This is a genomic window from Mycolicibacter minnesotensis, assembly GCF_010731755.1.
GTDB lineage: Bacteria > Actinomycetota > Actinomycetes > Mycobacteriales > Mycobacteriaceae > Mycobacterium > Mycobacterium minnesotense.
In genome coordinates this window covers 1,600,901-1,620,438 of sequence record NZ_AP022589.1, presented here as the reverse complement: position 1 = coordinate 1,620,438, position 19,538 = coordinate 1,600,901, and the positions used below count along the sequence as shown (strand labels likewise).

Sequence of the window (19,538 nt, the reverse complement as noted above, 5' to 3'; positions counted from 1 at the left end):
GATGTTATCGGGGCGGTCTGCAGCGCCTGTCAGGTGCGGACGGCCAGCACGAAAGGCCCGATCTTCTGCACCCGGAACTGCGGCCCCGCGAACAGCGCCGCGCCGAGCTCCACGGTGTAGCGGCGCACGTTGGGATGGTTGGGGTAGACGTCTTTGGCCAGCCGCAACGTGTAGCTGTCGGTGGCGGCGGGGCGCATCAGAAATACGGTCGGAGCCGGCCACGCCAGGTCGTCGAGTGCGTGGGTGAACTGCTCGGACGTCTCGAGCGTCGACCAGGCCTCGATCGCCGCCGCGCGGGCCGAGAATTGGGCCAACGGGTTGGCGTAGTGCGGGGTGAGGCCCTGGAAACCCCAGTAGGGGTAATAGGACAGGAAGCTGTAGTCGGCGGTGAGCACCACCGTCTCATTGCGTGGTCTGCCGGTGGCCGCCAGGATCGCGGCGTCAACCGCCTCGTAGTACTTCACCGCGCCGGGTGGTCGGCGGTCGCCGCGCTCGCCGTGGCCATCGGTGTCGGTGTAGGCGACAGTGATGTCGGGCCGCAGCACCTCGGGGATGTCTTGGCTGAATGCCAATGCCCCGGCCAGGCCCACCGCCGTCGCCGCGGGATACACCACGGTGTGCCAGCCTTGCGCGGCGCGACCGAGCGCGCGCGCACCTTCGACGAAGCCGAATACGCCGGCTGTCGCCAGCAGCACCGTCAACGTCGGCTGCAGCCGGAAACTCAGCAGCGTGGTGCGGGCCAGAGTCGAGAGCATGGACAACATCGACCACAGGTAGACGCCGACGACACCGATCGCCAGCGCAGCTGCCCGGGTCGACGTGGACGCCCGGACCACCAGCCACAGCGTGCCCAGCAGGCACAACGCCCCGAGCAGCGTGAACTGCAGCATGGGGAAGCTCAGCTCGGCGCCGTCGCCGGGCAGATAGTGGAAGGCGCTGCGGCTCTCGCCCGCCGGGCGGCGCAGGGTCGCCAGCAGATAGGGCGTCCAGGTGATCGATGCGAGGGCCGCAGCGATCACGCCGATCACCGCTAACCGAGCCAGCGGGCTCAGCGTGGTCTTCACACCGGCGCGTGTGACGGCCCGTGACGCCGCCAGCACGACCGCCATCAATGTCACCGTGAACGCGCCATAGGCCACAAGCAGGGTGTAGAAGGTGGCGGCGAAGCCCAGGAACAGGCCGGTGCCGGCGACCGCGCCCCAGCCGTTTCTCCCGCCGAGGGTGAAGCTGGCTTCACGCTCGGCTCCCACCGTGAGCGCAGCTTCACGCTCGGCGGGGGTAGGGGCGGCAAGCCGGTATCCGGCCCGCAGGCCCGACCAGGCCAGGACCAGCACCGGGGGCAACAGCACAGTGATGATCGCCGCGTACGGCTCCGGTGAGCTGTAGGCCAGCGTCACCGCGGCGCCCGCGATGGTGACCAGCAGGGCCAGCTCGAAGCGGATCATGCGGTTCCACAGCACCAGCGCCACCGCGACGGCCACCGCCATCGAGGTGATCGCCCACGGCTTGTACATCTCCCATGCCGGCGTGCCGGTCCAGGCTGCGGCCCGTCCGCCCAGCCAGAACCAGCCCGGCGGGTAATAGGGCGGCAGTCCCAGATAGGTCATGTCGGCAAGCCGCGGACTGTCGGTTAGGCGGGTCAGGTATTCGGTGCGGAACTGTTGATCGACCGAGATCCCGAACAGGTAGAGCTTGGTGGCCCCCAGCGGCATCGCCAGCGTCACCACCGCGAACGCACTGACGAACGTCACCGCGACGAGCCAGGCCAGAACCTGCCGGCCGCGCCGCGACAGCACGGCGGCGGCGGCCAGCCCGGCCAGGCAGCCCACCTGTCCGACGGTGGTCAGCGCATGCAGCTGGTTCGAGGAGGGATACGCCGGCCACTGCACCCGCGCGATCGCCACCAACGCGACCACCGCGACGACGACGGCCACCGCGGCGGCCAGCATCATCTGACCGACGGTGGCCAGCGCGGTGCGCATCAGATGGGCAGCCGGCGGAAGATCACTCGCGGGACGTGCCGCAGCACCATCATGACGTAGCGGAATGCCCCGGGCGCCCAGACGATCTCTTTGCCCTTGGCGGCCGCGGTCACCGCCAGCTCGGCGACGTCTTCCTTGTCGACGGTCAGCGGCGCTTCCTTGACGTGGGCCGAGAACCGGGTGCGCACCTGCCCGGGCCGGATCACCAGCACCCGCACCCCGTCGTCGCGAAGCGCCTCGCCCAGACCAAGGTAGAAGCCGTCGAGCCCCGCCTTGGTGGAGCCGTAGACGAAGTTGGTCCGGCGCACTCGCTCACCGGCCACCGAACTCATCGCGATGATCTGCCCGAAACCCTGGGCACCCATCTTGTTGGCGAGCAGCACCCCCACCGAAACCGCCGCCGTGTAGTTGACCCCGGCGACCAGCACGGCCTTGGCCTGGTTGTGCCAGAGTTCCTCGGCGTCGGCGTCCATACCGAAGGCCACGATCGCCACATCGATATCGCCGGTGCTGAACGCGGCGTCGATCATCGCCGGGTGGCTTGCGGTGTCCAGCGCGTCGAAGTCGACGATCCGCACCGACTTGGCGCCGGCCGCCTCCATCGCGGCAACGGCGCCGTCCCGGCCGGGATCACCGGGCAGGCAGGCCAGCACCACGCTCGCCGAGGCGTGGCGCAGGTAGCGCGCGCAGATCGCCAGGCCGATCTCGGAGGTACCGCCCAGCAGCAGAATCGACTGGGGGTTTCCGGTTGCGTCGAACACCATCTACATAAGCTCCAAACGTCGGGCCATATCGGAGGCGAAGATCCCGTCGGGATCCACCTGGCGGCGTACCGCGATCCATTCGCCGATCCGCGGGTACATGGCGTGGAAGTTCTCCGCTGTGGTGCGGGAGTCCTTGGCGGTGTAGAGCCGGCCGCCGAACTCCAGGACCCGGCGGTCGAGGGAGTTGAGCAGCTCGTTGACGCCGGGTTTCATCGGGAAGTCCAGGCACACATTCCAGCCGGGCATCGGGAAGCTCAGCGGCGCTTCGTTCCCCGGTCCGAACAGCTTGAACACGTTGAGGGCCGAGTAGTGCCCGCTGGCCTGGATGTCGATGATGATGCTCTTGAATTCCTCGACGGCCTCGGTGGGCACCAGGAACTGGTATTGCGCGAAGCCGGCCGGGCCGTAGCCGCGGTTCCACTCACCGAGCAGGTCCAGCGGGTGATAGAACTGCGTCAGGTTCTGCACCTTGCCGCGATAGTGGCCGCCTCGACGGTAGTACAGCTCGCCGATGGCGCTCAGGCTCAATTTGTTCATCAACCCGTTGGGGAAGATGTCGGGCACTGTCATCAACTGCGGTGCGTCGAACTTCAGCGGGTTGCGTGCGAGCTTCGCCGGCAGCTCGTCGCGCAGGGCCAGGCGTCCGCGGGTGATGGTGGCGCGGCCCAGCTTGGGTGGTGCGCTGATCGCGTCAAACCACGCCGAAGAATAGGTGTAGTTGGCTTCGCTGCCGTCGCTGTGAAAAGCGATGGTCTCATCGAGAGTGCTGGTGTTGTCGCCGTCGTTGATGAAATACGCCGTCTCGGTCGGCGTCATGGCAATCGTGGCGCGCAGGATGATCCCGGTCAGGCCGTTGCCGCCGACCGTGGCCCAGAACAATGCGGCCTCGGGTCCGTCCGGAGTCAGCTGCCGCACCGAACCGTCGGCGGTCAACAACTCGATGGAGCGCACGTGGTTGCCGAAGCTGCCCTCGCTGTGGTGGTTCTTGCCGTGGATGTCGCAGGCGATCGCCCCGCCGATGGTGACCTGGCGAGTCCCGGGCAGCACCGGCACCCACAACCCGAAGGGCAACGCCGCCTTCATCAGCTGATCCAGGCTCACCCCACCGTCGACGTCGACGACGCCGCGGTCGGAGGAGATCGAGTGGATCCGGTTCAGTGCGGTCATGTCGATCACCAGGCCGCCGCCGTTCTGGGCATTGTCGCCGTAGGAACGGCCCAGGCCACGGGCGATCACACCGCGGTTCCCGGAATCGGCCGATCGGGCCACCGCCTTGGCGATGATGTCGACGTCCGGGGTCGACAAGACCTGCGCCACGCTCGGCGCAGTGCGCCCCCAACCGGTGAGGCGGCGCGTTGTCGTCTGCAGCTCGGTGCTCAACATCGCACATGAGGGTACCGGCAACGCGCCGGATCTCGATTCAGCGTGACTAAACGGACCTGTCCCGTTACGATCGCGCAATGCCTGAGACCTCTGCGAGTGAATCGTCCTCTGCCAAGCCCAAGAGCGCGGGTTTTCCGCAATCTTCCACCTCAGCGTCGGCGTTGTCGGTGCCCACGATCGTCGCTTTGGCGCTGGCCGTGATCGGCATCGTTCTGGCTATTCTCGGCTGGTTCCACCCGTCGACGAGCCAGAAGTTCAACGATGACCAGCGGACGCAGGCCAAGGGCAACATCTGCAACGCGCAGAGCGTCGTGCGTCAGGGCACCCAGTTCAACACCAACCTGCAGAACCCGGTCCCGGGCGACCTCGCCGGTGACCTGGCGGTCGGCACCAACGCGCGGCTCTCGCTGTTCGCCGGTGGCTCCTACCTGAACCAGATCCTGGCGGACAACCCGGCCACCCCGGCCGACGTGGCCCAGGCGGTCGGCGACATGGCCGACACCCTCGAGGCGCTGAGCATCAACTACCTGGCGGGGCACGCTCCCGAGGACGAGGTCCAGCAGCCGCTGCGCGACCAGCTGCGCGGCCAGATCGACGTCCTGGACAACCTCTGCCAGCAGCAGTAGTTCAGCAGTAGTAATTCCGTTCAATCTGTAGGTGCGCTGGGCGATGTCGATGACAGAGCCCAGCGCATTTACGTTGGTGGACCTGCTCACCTACCGCGAGTTGGACCTCCGGGCGCGAGCCAAACCCGCCGGCGGAGCCGGTGGCACGGGTGGTGCGGGCTACGACGCCAGCACTGGATAGGTCGCCGGCGGCGGCGGCGGTAACGGGGGCAACGGAGGCGAAGCCGGATCGGTCGGCACCGGTGGAGCCGGCGGAACCGGCGCCGACGGCGGCGCGGGTGGCTGTGGCAAATCCGGAGCGGAGGGCGTCGTGGCCTCTGGCATGGCCGGTCAGGCCAACAACGGCCAGGACGGCGCCATCGGCGGCAAGGGCGGCAACGGCGGAACCGCGGCAAACGGCGCCGCGGGCAACCTCGGTGCGGGCAACCTCGGTGCGGGTGGCAACGGTGGCAACGGTGGCGTGGCCGGCGACGGAGGTGCCGGAGCGAACGGCGACGCCACCAATCACAACGGCGGCGGCGGTGGTGTCTCCTACCCGAGCGCCCTGGGCGGCAGTGCCGGAACCGGCGCCGGCAACGCGACCGCCGGCGGTGCGGGCAGTGTGCCCGGTGGCCCAGTTGGCAACGGCGGCAACGGCGGTGACGGCTAAACAACACTGGATCGTCGGGCACCGGTGGTGCCGGCGGCGCGGGGGGTAACGGCGGCAACTTGGGCGGCGGTGGTGACTGTGGGCACGGCGGCAACGGCCCGAACGGGTCCGGCCCCAAAGGCTGATCCTGACTCGAAGGACCAACGCGGTCATCCCGGCTACGGGATGGCCGCGTTGGTCCTTGATGGGCAGAAAGTGAGAGCCACGGTTCGCGGCCCGAGCCGGTGGCAGGCTCACTGGCGGTTCCGTGCCGGCTGCCGTCCTTCGGCGTCTCCGGTGACCTCACACCGTCCTGCTGCGCTGGCGACGGCGAAGCGATCGCTCGTGCTGCCAGCAAAATCAGGCGAGCCTAATATCGCTTGCTGAGAATTCGTCAAATCGTCCGAATTTCAAACAATAACGATCTGCGATGGCAAATTAACTTTCGTTATAAGTCGATTTATGGAGTCTCGCTAACCGAAGGTGCAGGTCACAGGGGGTGAGCGTGCCCATCGATCTGCCTGGGCGAATAGGGGTTGACTTGCCCGGGAACGCTGTTAGCGTGGCCCTACAGCGGAAATGCTGTGCCAGAGTTGAGTACCAGTTAATGGGAGACGACATGGCCTGTAGTCGCCAGGTTAATAATGAGTACCGGAAGGTTTGTGTGCCCGGAGTCCGGAATCTGGCGAGCGCACTTGTCCCTGGGAGTGAGCCGTCTTCGGTGCGCACTCCGCTCAGCGGCCAGCCCAACCTCGACGTATGGGGACGTGGTTGTCGCCGTCCCGGTAATCCGCCCTTCCGGTCTGGTGCTGCGGCATCGGCCGGGGGCGCCACGCCGATCGCCGGCGACACCCGCCCGCCCGCCGACGCGCGAGCGCCATGGCCTCCCTGTCGCCCGGGTGGCCCACCGTTTGAGTTAAATCTAAGAAAAAACTCAATCCGACAACATGCTGCAAGTTAGCTGTAAGTATCCGGTGTAAATGCCAGTCAATCCACGCCTTGCCTGTTCAGGACTGGTATCGGCCGGGCCGTCGAACCGTCTCGAGGTCGAGGCAAGCGGGGTTGACTAGCGGAATGCCCCTGCTAGCCTAGCCACCCATAAGAATTGACGCCGCCGTCAATATCTCCAGCTAAGGAGAACGTGCCCATGTCTCGTCACCGTCGGAGTGGTTCACAGAACACTCGCAGTAGCCGGATCTTTGGCGCGGGAACTGCGGTCAGCGCGTTCCTGGCGTTCGGGATGCTCCCGACGGCAGCGCCCGCGGCGCATGCCGATGTCGAAGACGTGTGGGTGGACCTCTTCGGTGAGGGGCTGTGGGACGCCATGGCCGGCGTGAGCGTCAATTGGGGTGATCAGGACGCGTGGACGGTGGTCTTGGACCCGGCCAGTTGGTCGGTGTTCTTTGATGGCTTGGGCAACCAGGCCACGTGGGACGCACTGTTTGCGGACCTGAGCCTGAGCGCTATCGGCGCGGATTTCCTTGATCTACCGGGTTCTGCGGATGCGTCCTTCAACTGGGGTGACATCGATTGGCTCCGGCCGTTCGGTGATGGGGCGGACGGAACTGCGCTCAACCCCGACGGTGCTGCCGGCGGATGGATTTGGGGTTCGGGTGGAACCGGTTGGAACGCCGATGGCACGGGCGGCGAGTTTGATGGTGGTTCGGGTGGTCAGGGTGGCTTGTTCGGCGGCGACGGCGGTGCCGGTGGCGACGGCTATCAGGGCGGCGATGGCGGCGATGGCGGCGCGGCGGGTCTGTTCGCTTGGTTCAGCCGAGGAGGCGACGGTGGGGACGGCGGCGAGGCCTTCTTCGCCGGTGACGACGGTGGCGTCGGCGGTCGCGGTGGCGATGCTGCGCTGTGGGGCCTGTTCAGCACCGCTGGTGCTGGCGGAAACGGTGCCGACGGTCTAGCAGGGGTCGCGGGCTTGGCCGGTGTTCTGCCTGGTGCCGACGGTGAGGCCGGTCAGAGTGGCGGCGCCGGGGGCAATGGCGGCGCCGGTGGTCGGGGTTCGTACCTGCTCTTCGGCGCCGGTGGTAAGGGTGGCTCGGGTGGTTCCGGTGCCGCTGGTGGTGCCGGCGGCGACGGCGCAGACGGAGCGGACGGCACGGCGGGCAGCGTCGATGCGGTCAGTGGCGGCAACGGTGGTGCCGGTGGCAACGGTGGAGCGGCCGGCAAGGCCGGTGCCGGCGGGGCCGGCGGCTGGTTCGCCAGTGCGGGAGCTGCGGGCACCGCAGGAGACCAGGGTGTCGGTGCGGCCGGTGGCGACGGTGGCATTGGTGGTGACGGCCATGATGGCGCCGACGGCGACGATGGCACGGCCCTGCATGTCGATGGATTCGCTGGTCAGGCCGGTGGTGCGGGTGGAAATGCCGGACTTGGCGGTGTTGGCGGTCAGGGTGCCGGCGGGCAGGCCGCCAGCGGCGCCGGTGGCATCGCCGGTAGCGGCGGCAACGGCGGTGCCGGCGGGCAAGGCTTTGCCGGCGTCGATGGCACCGCGTTGTCCGCCGACGGCACTGCTGGCGGTAATGGTGGTGCTGGCGGTAACGGTGGTCTTGGTGGCGTGCAGGCCGATGGCGTTACGCGCGCCGTCACCGGTGACGGCGGCAATGGTGGCAGTGGTGCTGCCGGTGGTGCCGGGTACGACGCGGTCACCGAGGGTGCCGGCGGCGGTGTGTCCGGGGGTAACGGTGGTGTCGGTGGCAACGGCGGTGTCGGCGGCACTGGCACGGTAGCCGGCACGCATGGCGCGGGCGGTATCGGCGGTGATGGCGGCTCGGGTACCGCGGGCATCAACGGTGCGACCGGTATTGCCGGGACCGCGTCGACGATGAATGGCGGCGACGGCGGCAACGGTGGGACTGGCGGCAATGCCGGTGCCGGTGGTGCCGGCGGCGCCTCGGGTGGCGGCAACTTTGCAGCGGACGGTAGCGATGGCACGGCAGGTGCGGGTGGCAATGGCGGGGTGGGTGGCCATGGATATGACGCGGCCACAGACCCCGGGGCACTTGCGGGTACTGCCGGCGGTAATGGCGGCATCGGGGGTAACGCCGGTGTCGGCGGCCTCGAGGTCGATGGCTCTCGTGCCGGTGCTGGTTCGGCCGGTGTGGGTGGCAATGGCGGCGACGGCAAGGACGGGGCGAACGGCGTCAACGGGACGTCCACCGACATCGATGGAACGGACGGTCAGGCGGGTGGCCGCGGGGGCAATGGCGGATTAGGCGGCTTGCAGTCTGATGGCCTCACCCGCGCCACCACGGGTCTCGGTGGCGATGGTGGTGCTGGCGGGAAGGGCGGTGCCGGGTATGACGCGGTCGGTGCCGGAGCGGCACCGGGTACCGATGGTGGTGCCGGCGGTGTAGGCGGCAACGGTGGCTTGGCCGGCACGGGCTCGGTGGCGGGTCTGCACGGTGTTGGCGGTGTCGGCGGCAACGGTGGTTCCGGTACCAACGGTGCGACGGGCGCGGTCGGTACCGCGGGTACGGCCGGTAGCCCTGACGGTGGTGCGGGTGGCAATGGTGGCAATGGTGGTAACGCCGGTGCCGGTGGCGCTGGTGGTGTGTCCGGTGGCGGGGTGCAGGCTGCTGCGGGCACTAATGGTGTGGCCGGTAAGGGCGGCAATGGTGGTGCCGGTGGTGCCGGGTACAACGCTGCCGGCGATGGTGCTGCGGCGGCCGGTACCGCCGGTGGCAACGGTGGCCTCGGTGGAAACGCCGGTTTGGGTGGTTCCCAGGTCGGTGGCAATGCCGCCAATGGCACGGCCGGTGTTGGCGGCAATGGTGGTTCGGGCAAGAACGGCACTGCCGGTACTGCCGGTGATGCCATCAACGTCAATGGCACTGCGGGTACCGCCGGTGGCAAGGGTGGTAACGGCGGCCTCGGTGGTGTGCAGGCTGACGGTGTCACGCGGGCCACGACAGGTACCGGCGGCAATGGTGGTGCTGGTGGTGCTGGTGGCGCTGGTTATGACGCGGTGGTTGCGGGTGCGGCAGCCGGGACTTCCGGTGGCAATGGTGGTGCGGGTGCCAACGGTGGTGTCGGGGGCACCGGTTCGGTTGCCGGTGCGCACGGCGCGGGCGGCGTGGGCGGCAAGGGCGGCTCGGGCACTGCGGGCGCGACGGGCGCGGTCGGTACTGCCGGTACGGCCGGTAGCCCTGACGGTGGTGCGGGTGGCAATGGTGGCAATGGTGGTAACGCCGGTGCCGGTGGCGCTGGTGGTGTGTCCGGTGGCGGGGTGCAGGCTGCTGCGGGCACTAATGGTGTGGCCGGTAAGGGCGGCAATGGTGGTGCCGGTGGTGCCGGGTACAACGCTGCCGGCGATGGTGCTGCCGCGGCGGGTACTGCGGGTGGCAATGGTGGTGTGGGCGGTAACGCCGGTTTGGGTGGTTCCCAGGTCGGTGGCAATGCCGCCAATGGCACGGCCGGTGTTGGCGGCAATGGTGGTTCGGGCAAGAACGGCACTGCCGGTACTGCCGGTGATGCCATCAACGTCAATGGCACTGCGGGTACCGCCGGTGGCAAGGGTGGTAACGGCGGCCTCGGTGGTGTGCAGGCTGACGGTGTCACGCGGGCCACGACAGGTACCGGCGGCAATGGTGGTGCTGGTGGCGCTGGTGGCGCTGGTTATGACGCGGTGGTTGCGGGTGCGGCAGCCGGAACGTCTGGTGGTACTGGTGGTGCTGGTGGCAATGGTGGTGTGGCGGGTACCGGTTCGGTGGCCGGCACGCAGGGCGCCGGTGGTGTCGGCGGCAAGGGCGGTAGTGGAACCGACGGCACCAATGGTGTGATCGGTACCGCGGGTACGGCCGGTAGCCCTGACGGTGGTGCGGGTGGCAATGGTGGCAATGGTGGTAACGCCGGAGCTGGTGGCGCTGGTGGTGTGTCCGGTGGCGGGGTGCAGGCTGCTGCGGGCACTAATGGTGTGGCCGGTAAGGGCGGCAGCGGTGGTGCCGGTGGTGCCGGGTACAACGCTGCCGGCGATGGTGCTGCGGCGGCCGGTACCGCCGGTGGCAACGGTGGCCTCGGTGGAAACGCCGGTTTGGGTGGTTCCCAGGTCGGTGGCAATGCCGCCAATGGCACGGCCGGTGTTGGCGGCAATGGTGGTTCGGGCAAGAACGGCACTGCCGGTACTGCCGGTGATGCCATCAACGTCAATGGCACTGCGGGTACCGCCGGTGGCAAGGGTGGTAACGGCGGCCTCGGTGGTGTGCAGGCTGACGGTGTCACGCGGGCCACGACAGGTACCGGCGGCAATGGTGGTGCTGGTGGTGCTGGTGGCGCTGGTTATGACGCGGTGGTTGCGGGTGCGGCAGCCGGAACGTCTGGTGGTACTGGTGGTGCTGGTGGCAATGGTGGTGTGGCGGGTACCGGTTCGGTGGCCGGCACGCAGGGCGCCGGTGGTGTCGGCGGCAAGGGCGGTAGTGGAACCGACGGCACCAATGGTGTGATCGGTACCGCGGGTACGGCCGGTAGCCCTGACGGTGGTGCGGGTGGCAATGGTGGCAATGGTGGTAACGCCGGAGCTGGTGGCGCTGGTGGTGTGTCCGGTGGCGGGGTGCAGGCTGCTGCGGGCACTAATGGTGTGGCCGGTAAGGGCGGCAGCGGTGGTGCCGGTGGTGCCGGGTACAACGCTGCCGGCGATGGTGCTGCGGCGGCGGGTACTGCTGGTGGCAATGGTGGTGCGGGCGGTAACGCGGGTCTGGGTGGCAGTCAGGTCGGTGGCAACGCCGCTAACGGCGCGGCCGGGGTCGGTGGCGATGGTGGCGATGGCAAGGACGGTGCTGCCGGTACTGCTGGCGATGCGATCAATGTCAACGGCACTGCGGGTACTGCCGGTGGTGGTGGCGGTAATGGTGGCTTGGGTGGTTTGCAGGGCGATGGCGTTACTCGTGCGGTTCAGGGCCTTGGTGGCGATGGTGGTGCCGGTGGTGTTGGTGGTGCCGGCTATGACGCGGTGAGTGCTGGTGCTGCGGCGGGGACCTCGGGCGGCAACGGTGGTATGGGTGGCAACGGCGGTATCGCGGGTGCCGGTTCGGTGGCCGGAAACCACGGCGCGGGTGGTGTCGGTGGCCAGGGCGGTTCGGGCACCGATGGTGCTGATGGTGGTGTCGGTACCGCGGGCACGGCGGGAAGCCCTGACGGTGGTGCCGGTGGCAATGGTGGCGATGGTGGTAACGCCGGTGCCGGTGGCGCGGGTGGCTTCTCTGGTGGCGGCACTCAAGCCGCCACTGGCGGAAACGGTTCCGCCGGCGCGGGCGGTAATGGTGGTGTCGGTGGCGCCGGCTACGACGCGGCCTCTGATGGCGGCGCGGCGGCGGGTACTAATGGCGGCAATGGTGGCACCGGCGGTAACGCCGGTAAGGGTGGGGCTGAAGTCGGCGGTGGCAATGCCGCTGACGGTGCGGCCGGCGTGGGCGGCAATGGTGGCGATGGCAAGGACGGTGCTGCCGGTACTGCTGGGGATGCGATCAATGTCAACGGCACTGCGGGTACTGCCGGTGGTGGTGGCGGTAATGGTGGCTTGGGTGGTTTGCAGGGCGATGGCGTTACTCGTGCGGTTCAGGGCCTTGGTGGCGATGGTGGTGCCGGTGGTGTTGGTGGTGCCGGCTATGACGCGGTGAGTGCTGGTGCTGCGGCGGGGACCTCGGGCGGCAACGGTGGTATGGGTGGCAACGGCGGTATCGCGGGTGCCGGTTCGGTGGCCGGAAACCACGGCGCGGGTGGTGTCGGTGGCCAGGGCGGTTCGGGCACCGATGGTGCTGATGGTGGTGTCGGTACCGCGGGCACGGCGGGAAGCCCTGACGGTGGTGCCGGTGGCAATGGTGGCGATGGTGGTAACGCCGGTGCCGGTGGCGCGGGTGGCTTCTCTGGTGGCGGCACTCAGGCCGCCAGTGGAACCAATGGTTCGGCTGGTACCGGTGGCGATGGTGGTGCTGGTGGCGTCGGGTACGACGCGGCCTCTGATGGCGGCGCGGCGGCGGGTACTGCTGGTGGCAATGGTGGCACCGGCGGTAACGCCGGTAAGGGTGGGGCTGAAGTCGGCGGTGGCAATGCCGCTGACGGTGCGGCCGGCGTGGGCGGCAATGGTGGTGCCGGCAAGGACGGTGCCACGGGTTCGGACAGCTCCACCGTGGGTGTGGACGGTGGCGATGGCGGTACTGGTGGCGCGGGCGGTGACGGCGGTCTAGGTGGTTTTGAGGTCAACGGTACCGATCGCGCAGACTCCGGAAACGGTGGCGCTGGTGGTGCCGGCGGTACGGGTGGCGCCGGCTACACCGGCGTGAACAGTCCCGGAGTCGGAGTTGCCGGCGATAACGCCAGCGCCGGTGGTGCCGGTGGTGCCGGCGGTAAGGGCGGTAGCGGGTTCGTCGCTGGTGCCGGCGGTTCCGGTGGCGCTGGTGGCGTCGGCGGCAACGGCGGCGACGGCTACACCGCGGTGGCGGGCAGCGGCGATTCGGGCACCAACGGCGGTAGCGCAGGTGCCGGTGGCGCCGGCGGTAACGGCGGCGAGGGCGGCAGCAGTGCCAACGGAACCGCGGGCAACGGTGGCAACGCCGGCAGTGGTGGCAACGCCGGTACCGCCGGCAACGGTGGTGACGGTGCCGGTGGTGGTGGCGGCAACAACGCTGGTGCCGGTGGCAAGGGTGGTGACGGCGCCGACGGCGGCGCGGCGGGCAGCATCGGACTGGCCGGGGCCGGCGCGGGCGGTTCCAATGGCAGTGCCGGTACGAGCGGCACCGACAGCGCCGGCGGTGCCGGCGGCGCGGGTGGTGACGCCCAGGGCTTCGGAGTCGACGGCGTCACTGGTCAGGACGGCGGCCTCGGCGGTGCCGGCGGCGCCGGTGGAGCGCACGCCGACGGTGGTGTCGGCGGTGCCGGCGGATCGGGTGCTGACGGCGCGGCAGGTATCAGCGGTGTGGCGGCAGGATCTTCGGCCACTACCGCCGGTGGTGCCGGTGGCAAGGGTGGCGCTGGTGGTGTCGGCGGTGCCGGTGGCGCGGTCTCGGGCGTCAGCGGCAATGGTGGTCAGGGTGGCGAAGGCGGCACCGGCGGTGCCGGCGGCTCCGGCGTGGACGGTGCCGCGGGCACCGACAACTCGGGCAACACCGGTGTGGCCGGCGGTAATGGCGGTAAGGGCGGCAACGCCACAATCGGTGGCGCTGGTGGTGCCGGTGGCGCCGGTGGCGCGGCCGGTGCCGCGGGCGGAGGCGGTTCCGGCCAGCACGGCCAAGGCGGTGCGGGCGGCGATGGCGGCCTCGGCGGCAACGCGGGTGTCGGCGGCAATGGTGGCACCGGCGGCGACGGCGACGGCGCTTCCAGCATCGCCGCGGGCAAGGGCGGCAACGGTGGCACCGGCGGGTTTGTCGGTCGCGGCGGTACGGGCGGCGCTGGCGGCGACAACGGTGACGGCACTTACGCTGCGGCGGGTTCCCAGGGCGCGGTCGGTCTCGGCGGTGACGGCGGTAACGGCGGCAACGGCGGAGACGGCGTGGGCCAGCTCCCCGACGGCACCGGCCAGGCCGGTGCGGCCGGCGGTAACGGCGGTAGCGCCGCGACCGCGGGCTACAACGACCCGCTGAAGGGTGCGGGCAACGGTGGCGCCGGTGGCAACGGTGGCGCCGGTGCGGCCGGTGCGGACAACGCCGCCGGGGACGGTTACGCCGGTGGTGCTGGCGGTGCCGGCGGTAACGGTGGCCAGGGCGGCTTCCAGAACGGCCACGGTGGAAACACCACCGGCACCGGTGGCGCCGGCGGCAAGGGTGGCACCGGTGGCGAGGGTGGTGCTGCCACCGGTGTGATCGGCAACGGTGGCGCCGGTGGCGCCGGTGGCGCCGGTGGTGTCGGCGGCTGGGCCGGTACCGCAGAGCTCCCGGGCTCGATCTCCGACGGCTACGACCACAGTGTGATCGGCGGTAACGCCGGCAATGGTGGCGAAGGCGGTGTCGGTGGCGCCGGCGGCGAGTCCAACGCCGGTACGGGCGGTACCGGTGGGGCCGGTGGTGTCGGTGGCGAAGCCGGCCGCGGCGGCTGGGGCTCGCTGCAGGGCACGGATGGCGGGAACGGCGGCATCGGCGGCAACGGCGGCAACGGTGGTGTCGGCGGCAAGGGCGTGTTCGGCGGTACCGGTGGTGCCGCCGGCGACGGTGGCACGGGTGGCACCGGTGGTCACGGCGGCTATGGCTCGCCCGGCTTCGACGCCGGTGACGGCGGGCTGGGTGGTGCCGCCGGTAACGGTGGTGTCGGCGGTGCCGGCGGTGAGGGTATCGACGCGGCCAGTGGTGGTGTCGGCGGTGCCGGTGGAGACGGTGGTCTCGGTGGCCGCGGCGGTACGGCGGGCAACCCGGGCGCGGTGACTGGGGCGCCCGGTCGTGACGGTGGTGTCGGTGGCACAGCCGGTAACGGCGGTAACGCGGGTGCTGGTGGTGCCGGTGCCGGTGACGCCGCAGATGGCGCCAACGGCGTTGGTGGCGACGGCGGCCTGGGTGGTCGCGGTGGTCAGGCCGCGGGTGGTTCCGGGACCGATGCGAACGGCAACGGTTACGACGGCGGTAACGGTGGCGCCGGTGGTGCTGGCGGCGCCGGTGGTCAGGGCATCGGTGGTGTCGGCGGTGGTAACGGTGGCCGGGGTGGCCAGGGTGGCCAGGCCCTGGGCGGTGCGGCGGGTGCCAACGCGCCGGCCGGTAGTGGCCTCGACGGCGGCAAGGGCGGAAACGGCGGCAACGGTGGTGCCGCGGGCCAGGGCGGTGCCGGTACCGATGGCGGCCAGGACGGTGCGGTGGGTGCCGGCGGTTGGGCCGGCACCGCTGGTGCGGGCGGTAAGGGTGCCGACGGTGCCTCTGGCGTCGCGGCCGGAAACGGCGGCGCCGGTGGTAACGGCGGCTCGGCGGGTGCGGGCAACAACGCCAACCCCGACCCCTCGGACTACAACCCGGGCAAGGCCGGAAATGGTGGCGTCGGTGGTGCCGGCGGCAACCAGGGGGCGGGCACCGCAGCCGGCAACGGTGGCGCTGGCGGTGATGGCGGCGACGCCACGGGCGGTGCGGCCGGCATCGGTGGTGCCGGTGGTGCCGGTGGCACCGGATCCACCAGCGTCGGCGGCAATGGTGGTTCCGGTGGTAACGGTGGCGACGCCGGTCTGGGCCCCGTCGTCACCGACCCCGCTCCCGGCGCCAACGGTGTCAACGGGATTGCCGGCGGCGCCGGAGGCGCCGGTGGTGCCGGCGGTAACGGCATCGGTGGCGGCACCGGCGGTACGGGCGGTACGGGCGGAAACGGCAGTAACGGCACCGACGGTGTCGACGCGGTGGCTCCGGGCGCGAACGGCGGCGACGGTGGCAACGCCGGTGCTGGTGGCGCCGGTGGTGCGGGTGGCAAGGGCGGCACGGGTCTGTCCGGCAGTGCCGGCGGCCAGGGCGGCAACGGCGGCACCGGCGGTATCGCGGGTAAGGGCGGTGATGGTGGCGACGGTGCCGACGGTGGCACCGGTCTGCTGGCCGGCAACGGCGGCAATGGCGGCAGCGTCAGCGGCGGTGTTGGTGGGGCGGCGGGTGCCGGCGGCACCGGTGGCACCACGGGCGCCAGCGGAACCGTCGGTGCCACGGGCGCCGGTGGTGCCGGTGGAAACGGCGGCGACGGCGGCGACGCCGCGGGCCTGATCGGCGGCATTCCGCAGTCCGGCGGAACCGGCGGTAACGGCGGTAACGGTGGTACCGGCGCCACCGGAGGCACCGGCGGCGATGGTGGCAAGGGCGCGGGAGTCGGTAACGGCGCGACCGGCGGCGGCGGCGGTGTCGGCGGCACCGGTCACCAAGGTTCCGGCGACATCGGCTACGGCGGTGGTGGCGGTGGTGGCGGTGGCGGCGCCTACCTCGGCGGCACCGGAGACACCACCGGCACTACGGTCACCGGCGGCAAGGGCGGCAACGGCGAGAACGGCACCGTCAGCGGACCGGGGGCTCCCGGCCTGACCGGCGGTGTGGCCAGCCTCGTCATCGACGGCACCGTGGAGAACGTGACGATCACCGGCGGCAGTTCCTCGGCGGACTTCGCGGGCGGCTCGGCGATCGTCACCGTCGACGCGACCAGCACCATCACGGGCGGCAGCATCACCGGCGGCAACGCCGGCGCCGGGGGCGCGGGTGGCGACGCCAAGCTGGCCGCGACCGACGGAGCCGCCATCATCGACAGCTCCGTCACGGGCGGTAATGGTGGCGACGATTATGCGGGCGGAGCGGCCGTCATCGAGGCTGTGGGCTCAGACGTCACCGTCACCAACGTGACGGTCGTGGGCGGCAACGCCGGTAACGGCGGCGAAGGCGGCGGCGCCATCGTGAACGTCGACAGCGGCGCCTCCGTCACCGGCACTCAGGTCACCGGCGGTAACGGCGGCGACGGTGGCGCTGGCGGGTCGGCAACGGTGTACGCCACCGACGGCAGCACCGTCGAAGACAGTTCGGCGACCGGCGGCAATGCCTCGGCCAGCGCGGCCGGCGGCGACGCGACGATCACCGCTGACTCAGGCAGCACCATCACCGGCAGCCATGTGGTGGGCGCGGACGGCGGCGGCGGTGGCGAAGAGTTCGCCCGCGGCGGCTTCAGCCTCTTCTCGGTCCCCGGCACCGACGGTGCCGGTGGCGATGCCACCATCACCGCCACCGGCGGCGGCGTGGTCACCAACTCGACCGCCTACGGCGGCCAAGGCGGAACCGGCACCGACGGTGGCCACGGCGGCAACGGCGGTGCGGGCCGGATCACGGCCGTCGGCGCCGGTAGCAGCGTGGACGGTGCCACCGCCACCGGCGGCAACGGTGGCAACGCCTCCGGCGTCGACAGTGTCGGCGGCACAGGTTCGGACGCCGACGTCGCGGCCGCCTTTGGCGGCACCGTGACGAATGGGTCGGCGACCGGCGGCGACGGTGGTAGCGCAACAGAGGGCGGCGTCGGCGGAGCCGGTGGCTACTCCGCCGTCACGGCCGGAGTCGAGGGCGGCGCCGGCGGCAGCACATCCGGTGACGGCCAAGGCGGTAACGGCGGTAGCGCCGACGGCGCCGGCAGCATCGGCGGTAAGGGCGGCAGCGGCAACATCCAGTCCGGCTTCGTCCGAACGGGCATCGGCGGCAACGACGGCTCGGCGAGCGGAACCGCTCAAGGCGGCAACGGTGGTGACGCCACCGGCGGAGGCAAGGGCGGCACCGGCGCCACCGGCAGCGTGGTCGCCGGCGGATCCGGGGCGACGGCCAACGGCACCGCGAACGGCGGCAACGGCGGCGCCGGCCTTGAGGGCGGCACCGGCGGCAACGGCAGCGCCGGCCAGGTGGGTGCGTTCGCCGCCGGCTCACAAGCCAGCGGCACCGCGTCCAGCGGCAACGGCGGCGACGGCACCGGTGCGGGCAGTGTGGGCGGCAACGGCACCATCGGCAACATCCAGGCGTTCGGTCAGAACAGCCAGGCGTCGGGAACCGCGACCGGTGGCGACGGCGGCGCGGCCAGCGACGGTGGCCGCGGTGGCACCGGTGGTCAGGGCCGGATCGTGGCGAACGCCGACGGCAGCATCGCCACCGGCAGCACGGCCACCGGCGGCGACGGTGGCTCCGGCCTCGGCGGGGTCAACGCTTCGGGCGCCCTGGGCGGCCAGGGGTACGTCTTCGCCGGCACCCTGGGTGACGCCGGCAGCGGCGGCAACATCACCGGCAGCACCGCTACCGGCGGCGACGCCAGCAGCACGATCAACGGCGGAATCGCCAAGGTCGAGGCCATCAACGGGACCATTGCCAATAGCTCGGCGGTGGGGGCTGACGGCGGCGGCGCGGGCCTGGGTGGTTATGCCACGGTCAGTGCCACCAACGGTGGTTCCATCTCGGGCAGCCACGCAATCGCCGGACAGAACGGCGCCACGGCCACCGGCGGCAATGCGACGGTGTCGGCCGATGGCACCGGGAGCACCGTCTCCGGCAGCACCGCCACCGGCGGTAACGCCGGCGTCGGGTCCACCGGGGGTATCGGTGGCGCGGGTGGTGCGGCCACCGTTGCCGTCACCAACGGCGCGTCGGTCACCAACACCACCGTCACTGCCGGTGCCGGCGGCGCGGGAACCGACGGCGGACACGGTGGTCTCGGCGGATTCGTCCTCGCCGGTGCCAACGGTGCCGGCAGCAGCATCACCGGCACCGCCTTTGGTGGGGTCGGCGGGGCCGGAACCAACGGGACCGGCGGCGAAGGCGGCAGTGGTCAGCTGATCGTCGACGACGCCGGCGGCACGGTCGGTGGCGGCAACACCGCGATCGCTATCGGCGGCGCCGGCGGCGCCGGCACCGACGGCGGCGTGGGCGGCAAGGGCTGGTTCGGCGAACTCGAGGCCAACGGCGCGGGAGGCCTCTCCTACGGCACCGCCACCGGCGGCAGCGGCGGCAACGCCACCGGCGCAGGCAGTGTCGGCGGTGTCGGCGCCACCGGCATCATTCAAAGCGCTCGGCCAGAGGGGGGCGGCATCGGTGGGACCGCACACGGCACCGCCACCGGCGGCAACGGCGGCGACGCCACCGGCGGCGGCAAGGGCGGCGCTGGGGACCGCGGCAGCATCCTGGCCGGTGGAACTGGGGCCGAAGCTTCCGGTATCGCCCAGGGCGGTAACGGCGGCGACGCGAGTGCTGCGGGTGCCACCGGCGGCAAGGGTGGCTCGGCCAACTTGAGCGCCTTCAACGCGACGGCCGATGGCACGTTGACCGCCGGCGACGGCGGTGCCGGCCTGGGAGGTGACGGCGGGCTCGGCGGCCGTGCATGGTTGCAGGCGACCTACCCGGGCACCTCGATCACAGCGAGCACCGCGACCGGCGGTACTGGCGGTGATGGCGGCCTCAACGGCGCGGGCGGCGCCAAGGGTGGTGCCGGTGGTGCCGGTGGTTGGGGCAATGTCCAGCTCCAAGGCCCTGCCCCCACCTCGGTCACCGGCAGTGCCGGTGTCGGCGGCAACGGCGGTAACGGTGGTGACGGCGGCCCGGGCGTCGGCGACGGCGCCGGCGGCAAGGGCGGCAGCGGCGGAACCGGCGGCTTCAACGGCCAGTCCGGCACCGGCGGTGACGGCGGTGACGGTGGCGTCGGGCAACCCGGCGGGGTGACTGGTACGGCCGGCACCAACGGCACTAGCAACTGACCGCGG

7 protein-coding genes are annotated in these 19,538 nt (G+C 70.9%); 4 read left to right on the top strand and 3 right to left on the bottom strand.

The annotated features are described in order from the left end of the window. Positions 1 to 29 precede the first annotated feature (29 nt). From G6N09_RS07605 to G6N09_RS07595, 3 genes are read right to left on the bottom strand one after another with little or no spacing between them, the layout of a single operon-like run. Positions 30 to 1,982, bottom strand: a complete 1,953-nt coding sequence (locus G6N09_RS07605) for a galactan 5-O-arabinofuranosyltransferase (RefSeq protein WP_083027977.1) — start codon at positions 1,980 to 1,982, stop codon at positions 30 to 32. Beyond that, the gene (locus tag G6N09_RS07600) at positions 1,982 to 2,746 is read right to left on the bottom strand and encodes a decaprenylphospho-beta-D-erythro-pentofuranosid-2-ulose 2-reductase (RefSeq protein ID WP_083027978.1); all 765 of its coding nucleotides are present in this window, start codon (positions 2,744 to 2,746) and stop codon (positions 1,982 to 1,984) included. Before G6N09_RS07600 ends, G6N09_RS07605 begins: the two co-directional genes overlap by 1 nt. Then, on the bottom strand, positions 2,747 to 4,129 hold the full coding sequence (locus tag G6N09_RS07595) for a decaprenylphosphoryl-beta-D-ribose oxidase (protein WP_083027979.1): 1,383 nt from the start codon (positions 4,127 to 4,129) through the stop codon (positions 2,747 to 2,749). A gap of 77 nt (positions 4,130 to 4,206) precedes the next feature. Between G6N09_RS07595 and G6N09_RS07590 the strand changes: the two genes are divergently transcribed. From G6N09_RS07590 to G6N09_RS20280, 4 genes are all read left to right on the top strand, one after another. Continuing rightward, positions 4,207 to 4,755 carry a hypothetical protein gene (locus G6N09_RS07590; protein WP_234807119.1) on the top strand — a complete coding sequence of 183 codons (549 nt, stop codon included), beginning with the start codon at positions 4,207 to 4,209 and terminating at the stop codon, positions 4,753 to 4,755. A gap of 49 nt (positions 4,756 to 4,804) precedes the next feature. After that, positions 4,805 to 4,936: a hypothetical protein gene (locus tag G6N09_RS20285; protein ID WP_264074652.1), complete on the top strand. Its 132-nt coding sequence runs from the start codon at positions 4,805 to 4,807 to the stop codon at positions 4,934 to 4,936. A 129-nt stretch (positions 4,937 to 5,065) separates the two neighbouring features. Next, positions 5,066 to 5,404, top strand: a complete 339-nt coding sequence (locus G6N09_RS07580) for a hypothetical protein (protein WP_163752711.1) — start codon at positions 5,066 to 5,068, stop codon at positions 5,402 to 5,404. A 1,126-nt stretch (positions 5,405 to 6,530) separates the two neighbouring features. Then, positions 6,531 to 19,532, top strand: a complete 13,002-nt coding sequence (locus tag G6N09_RS20280; RefSeq protein ID WP_163752708.1) for a beta strand repeat-containing protein — start codon at positions 6,531 to 6,533, stop codon at positions 19,530 to 19,532. Positions 19,533 to 19,538: the final 6 nt, after the last annotated feature.

Bases quoted from the DNA above. Each gene is read 5' to 3' on its own strand.
- G6N09_RS07605 (WP_083027977.1), bottom strand. From the start codon at position 1,982: ATGCGCACCGCGCTGGCCACCGTCGGTCAGATGATGCTGGCCGCCGCG.
- G6N09_RS07600 (WP_083027978.1), bottom strand. From the start codon at position 2,746: ATGGTGTTCGACGCAACCGGAAACCCCCAGTCGATTCTGCTGCTGGGC.
- G6N09_RS07595 (WP_083027979.1), bottom strand. From the start codon at position 4,129: ATGTTGAGCACCGAGCTGCAGACGACAACGCGCCGCCTCACCGGTTGG.
- G6N09_RS07590 (WP_234807119.1), top strand. From the start codon at position 4,207: ATGCCTGAGACCTCTGCGAGTGAATCGTCCTCTGCCAAGCCCAAGAGC.
- G6N09_RS20285 (WP_264074652.1), top strand. From the start codon at position 4,805: ATGACAGAGCCCAGCGCATTTACGTTGGTGGACCTGCTCACCTACCGC.
- G6N09_RS20280 (WP_163752708.1), top strand. From the start codon at position 6,531: ATGTCTCGTCACCGTCGGAGTGGTTCACAGAACACTCGCAGTAGCCGG.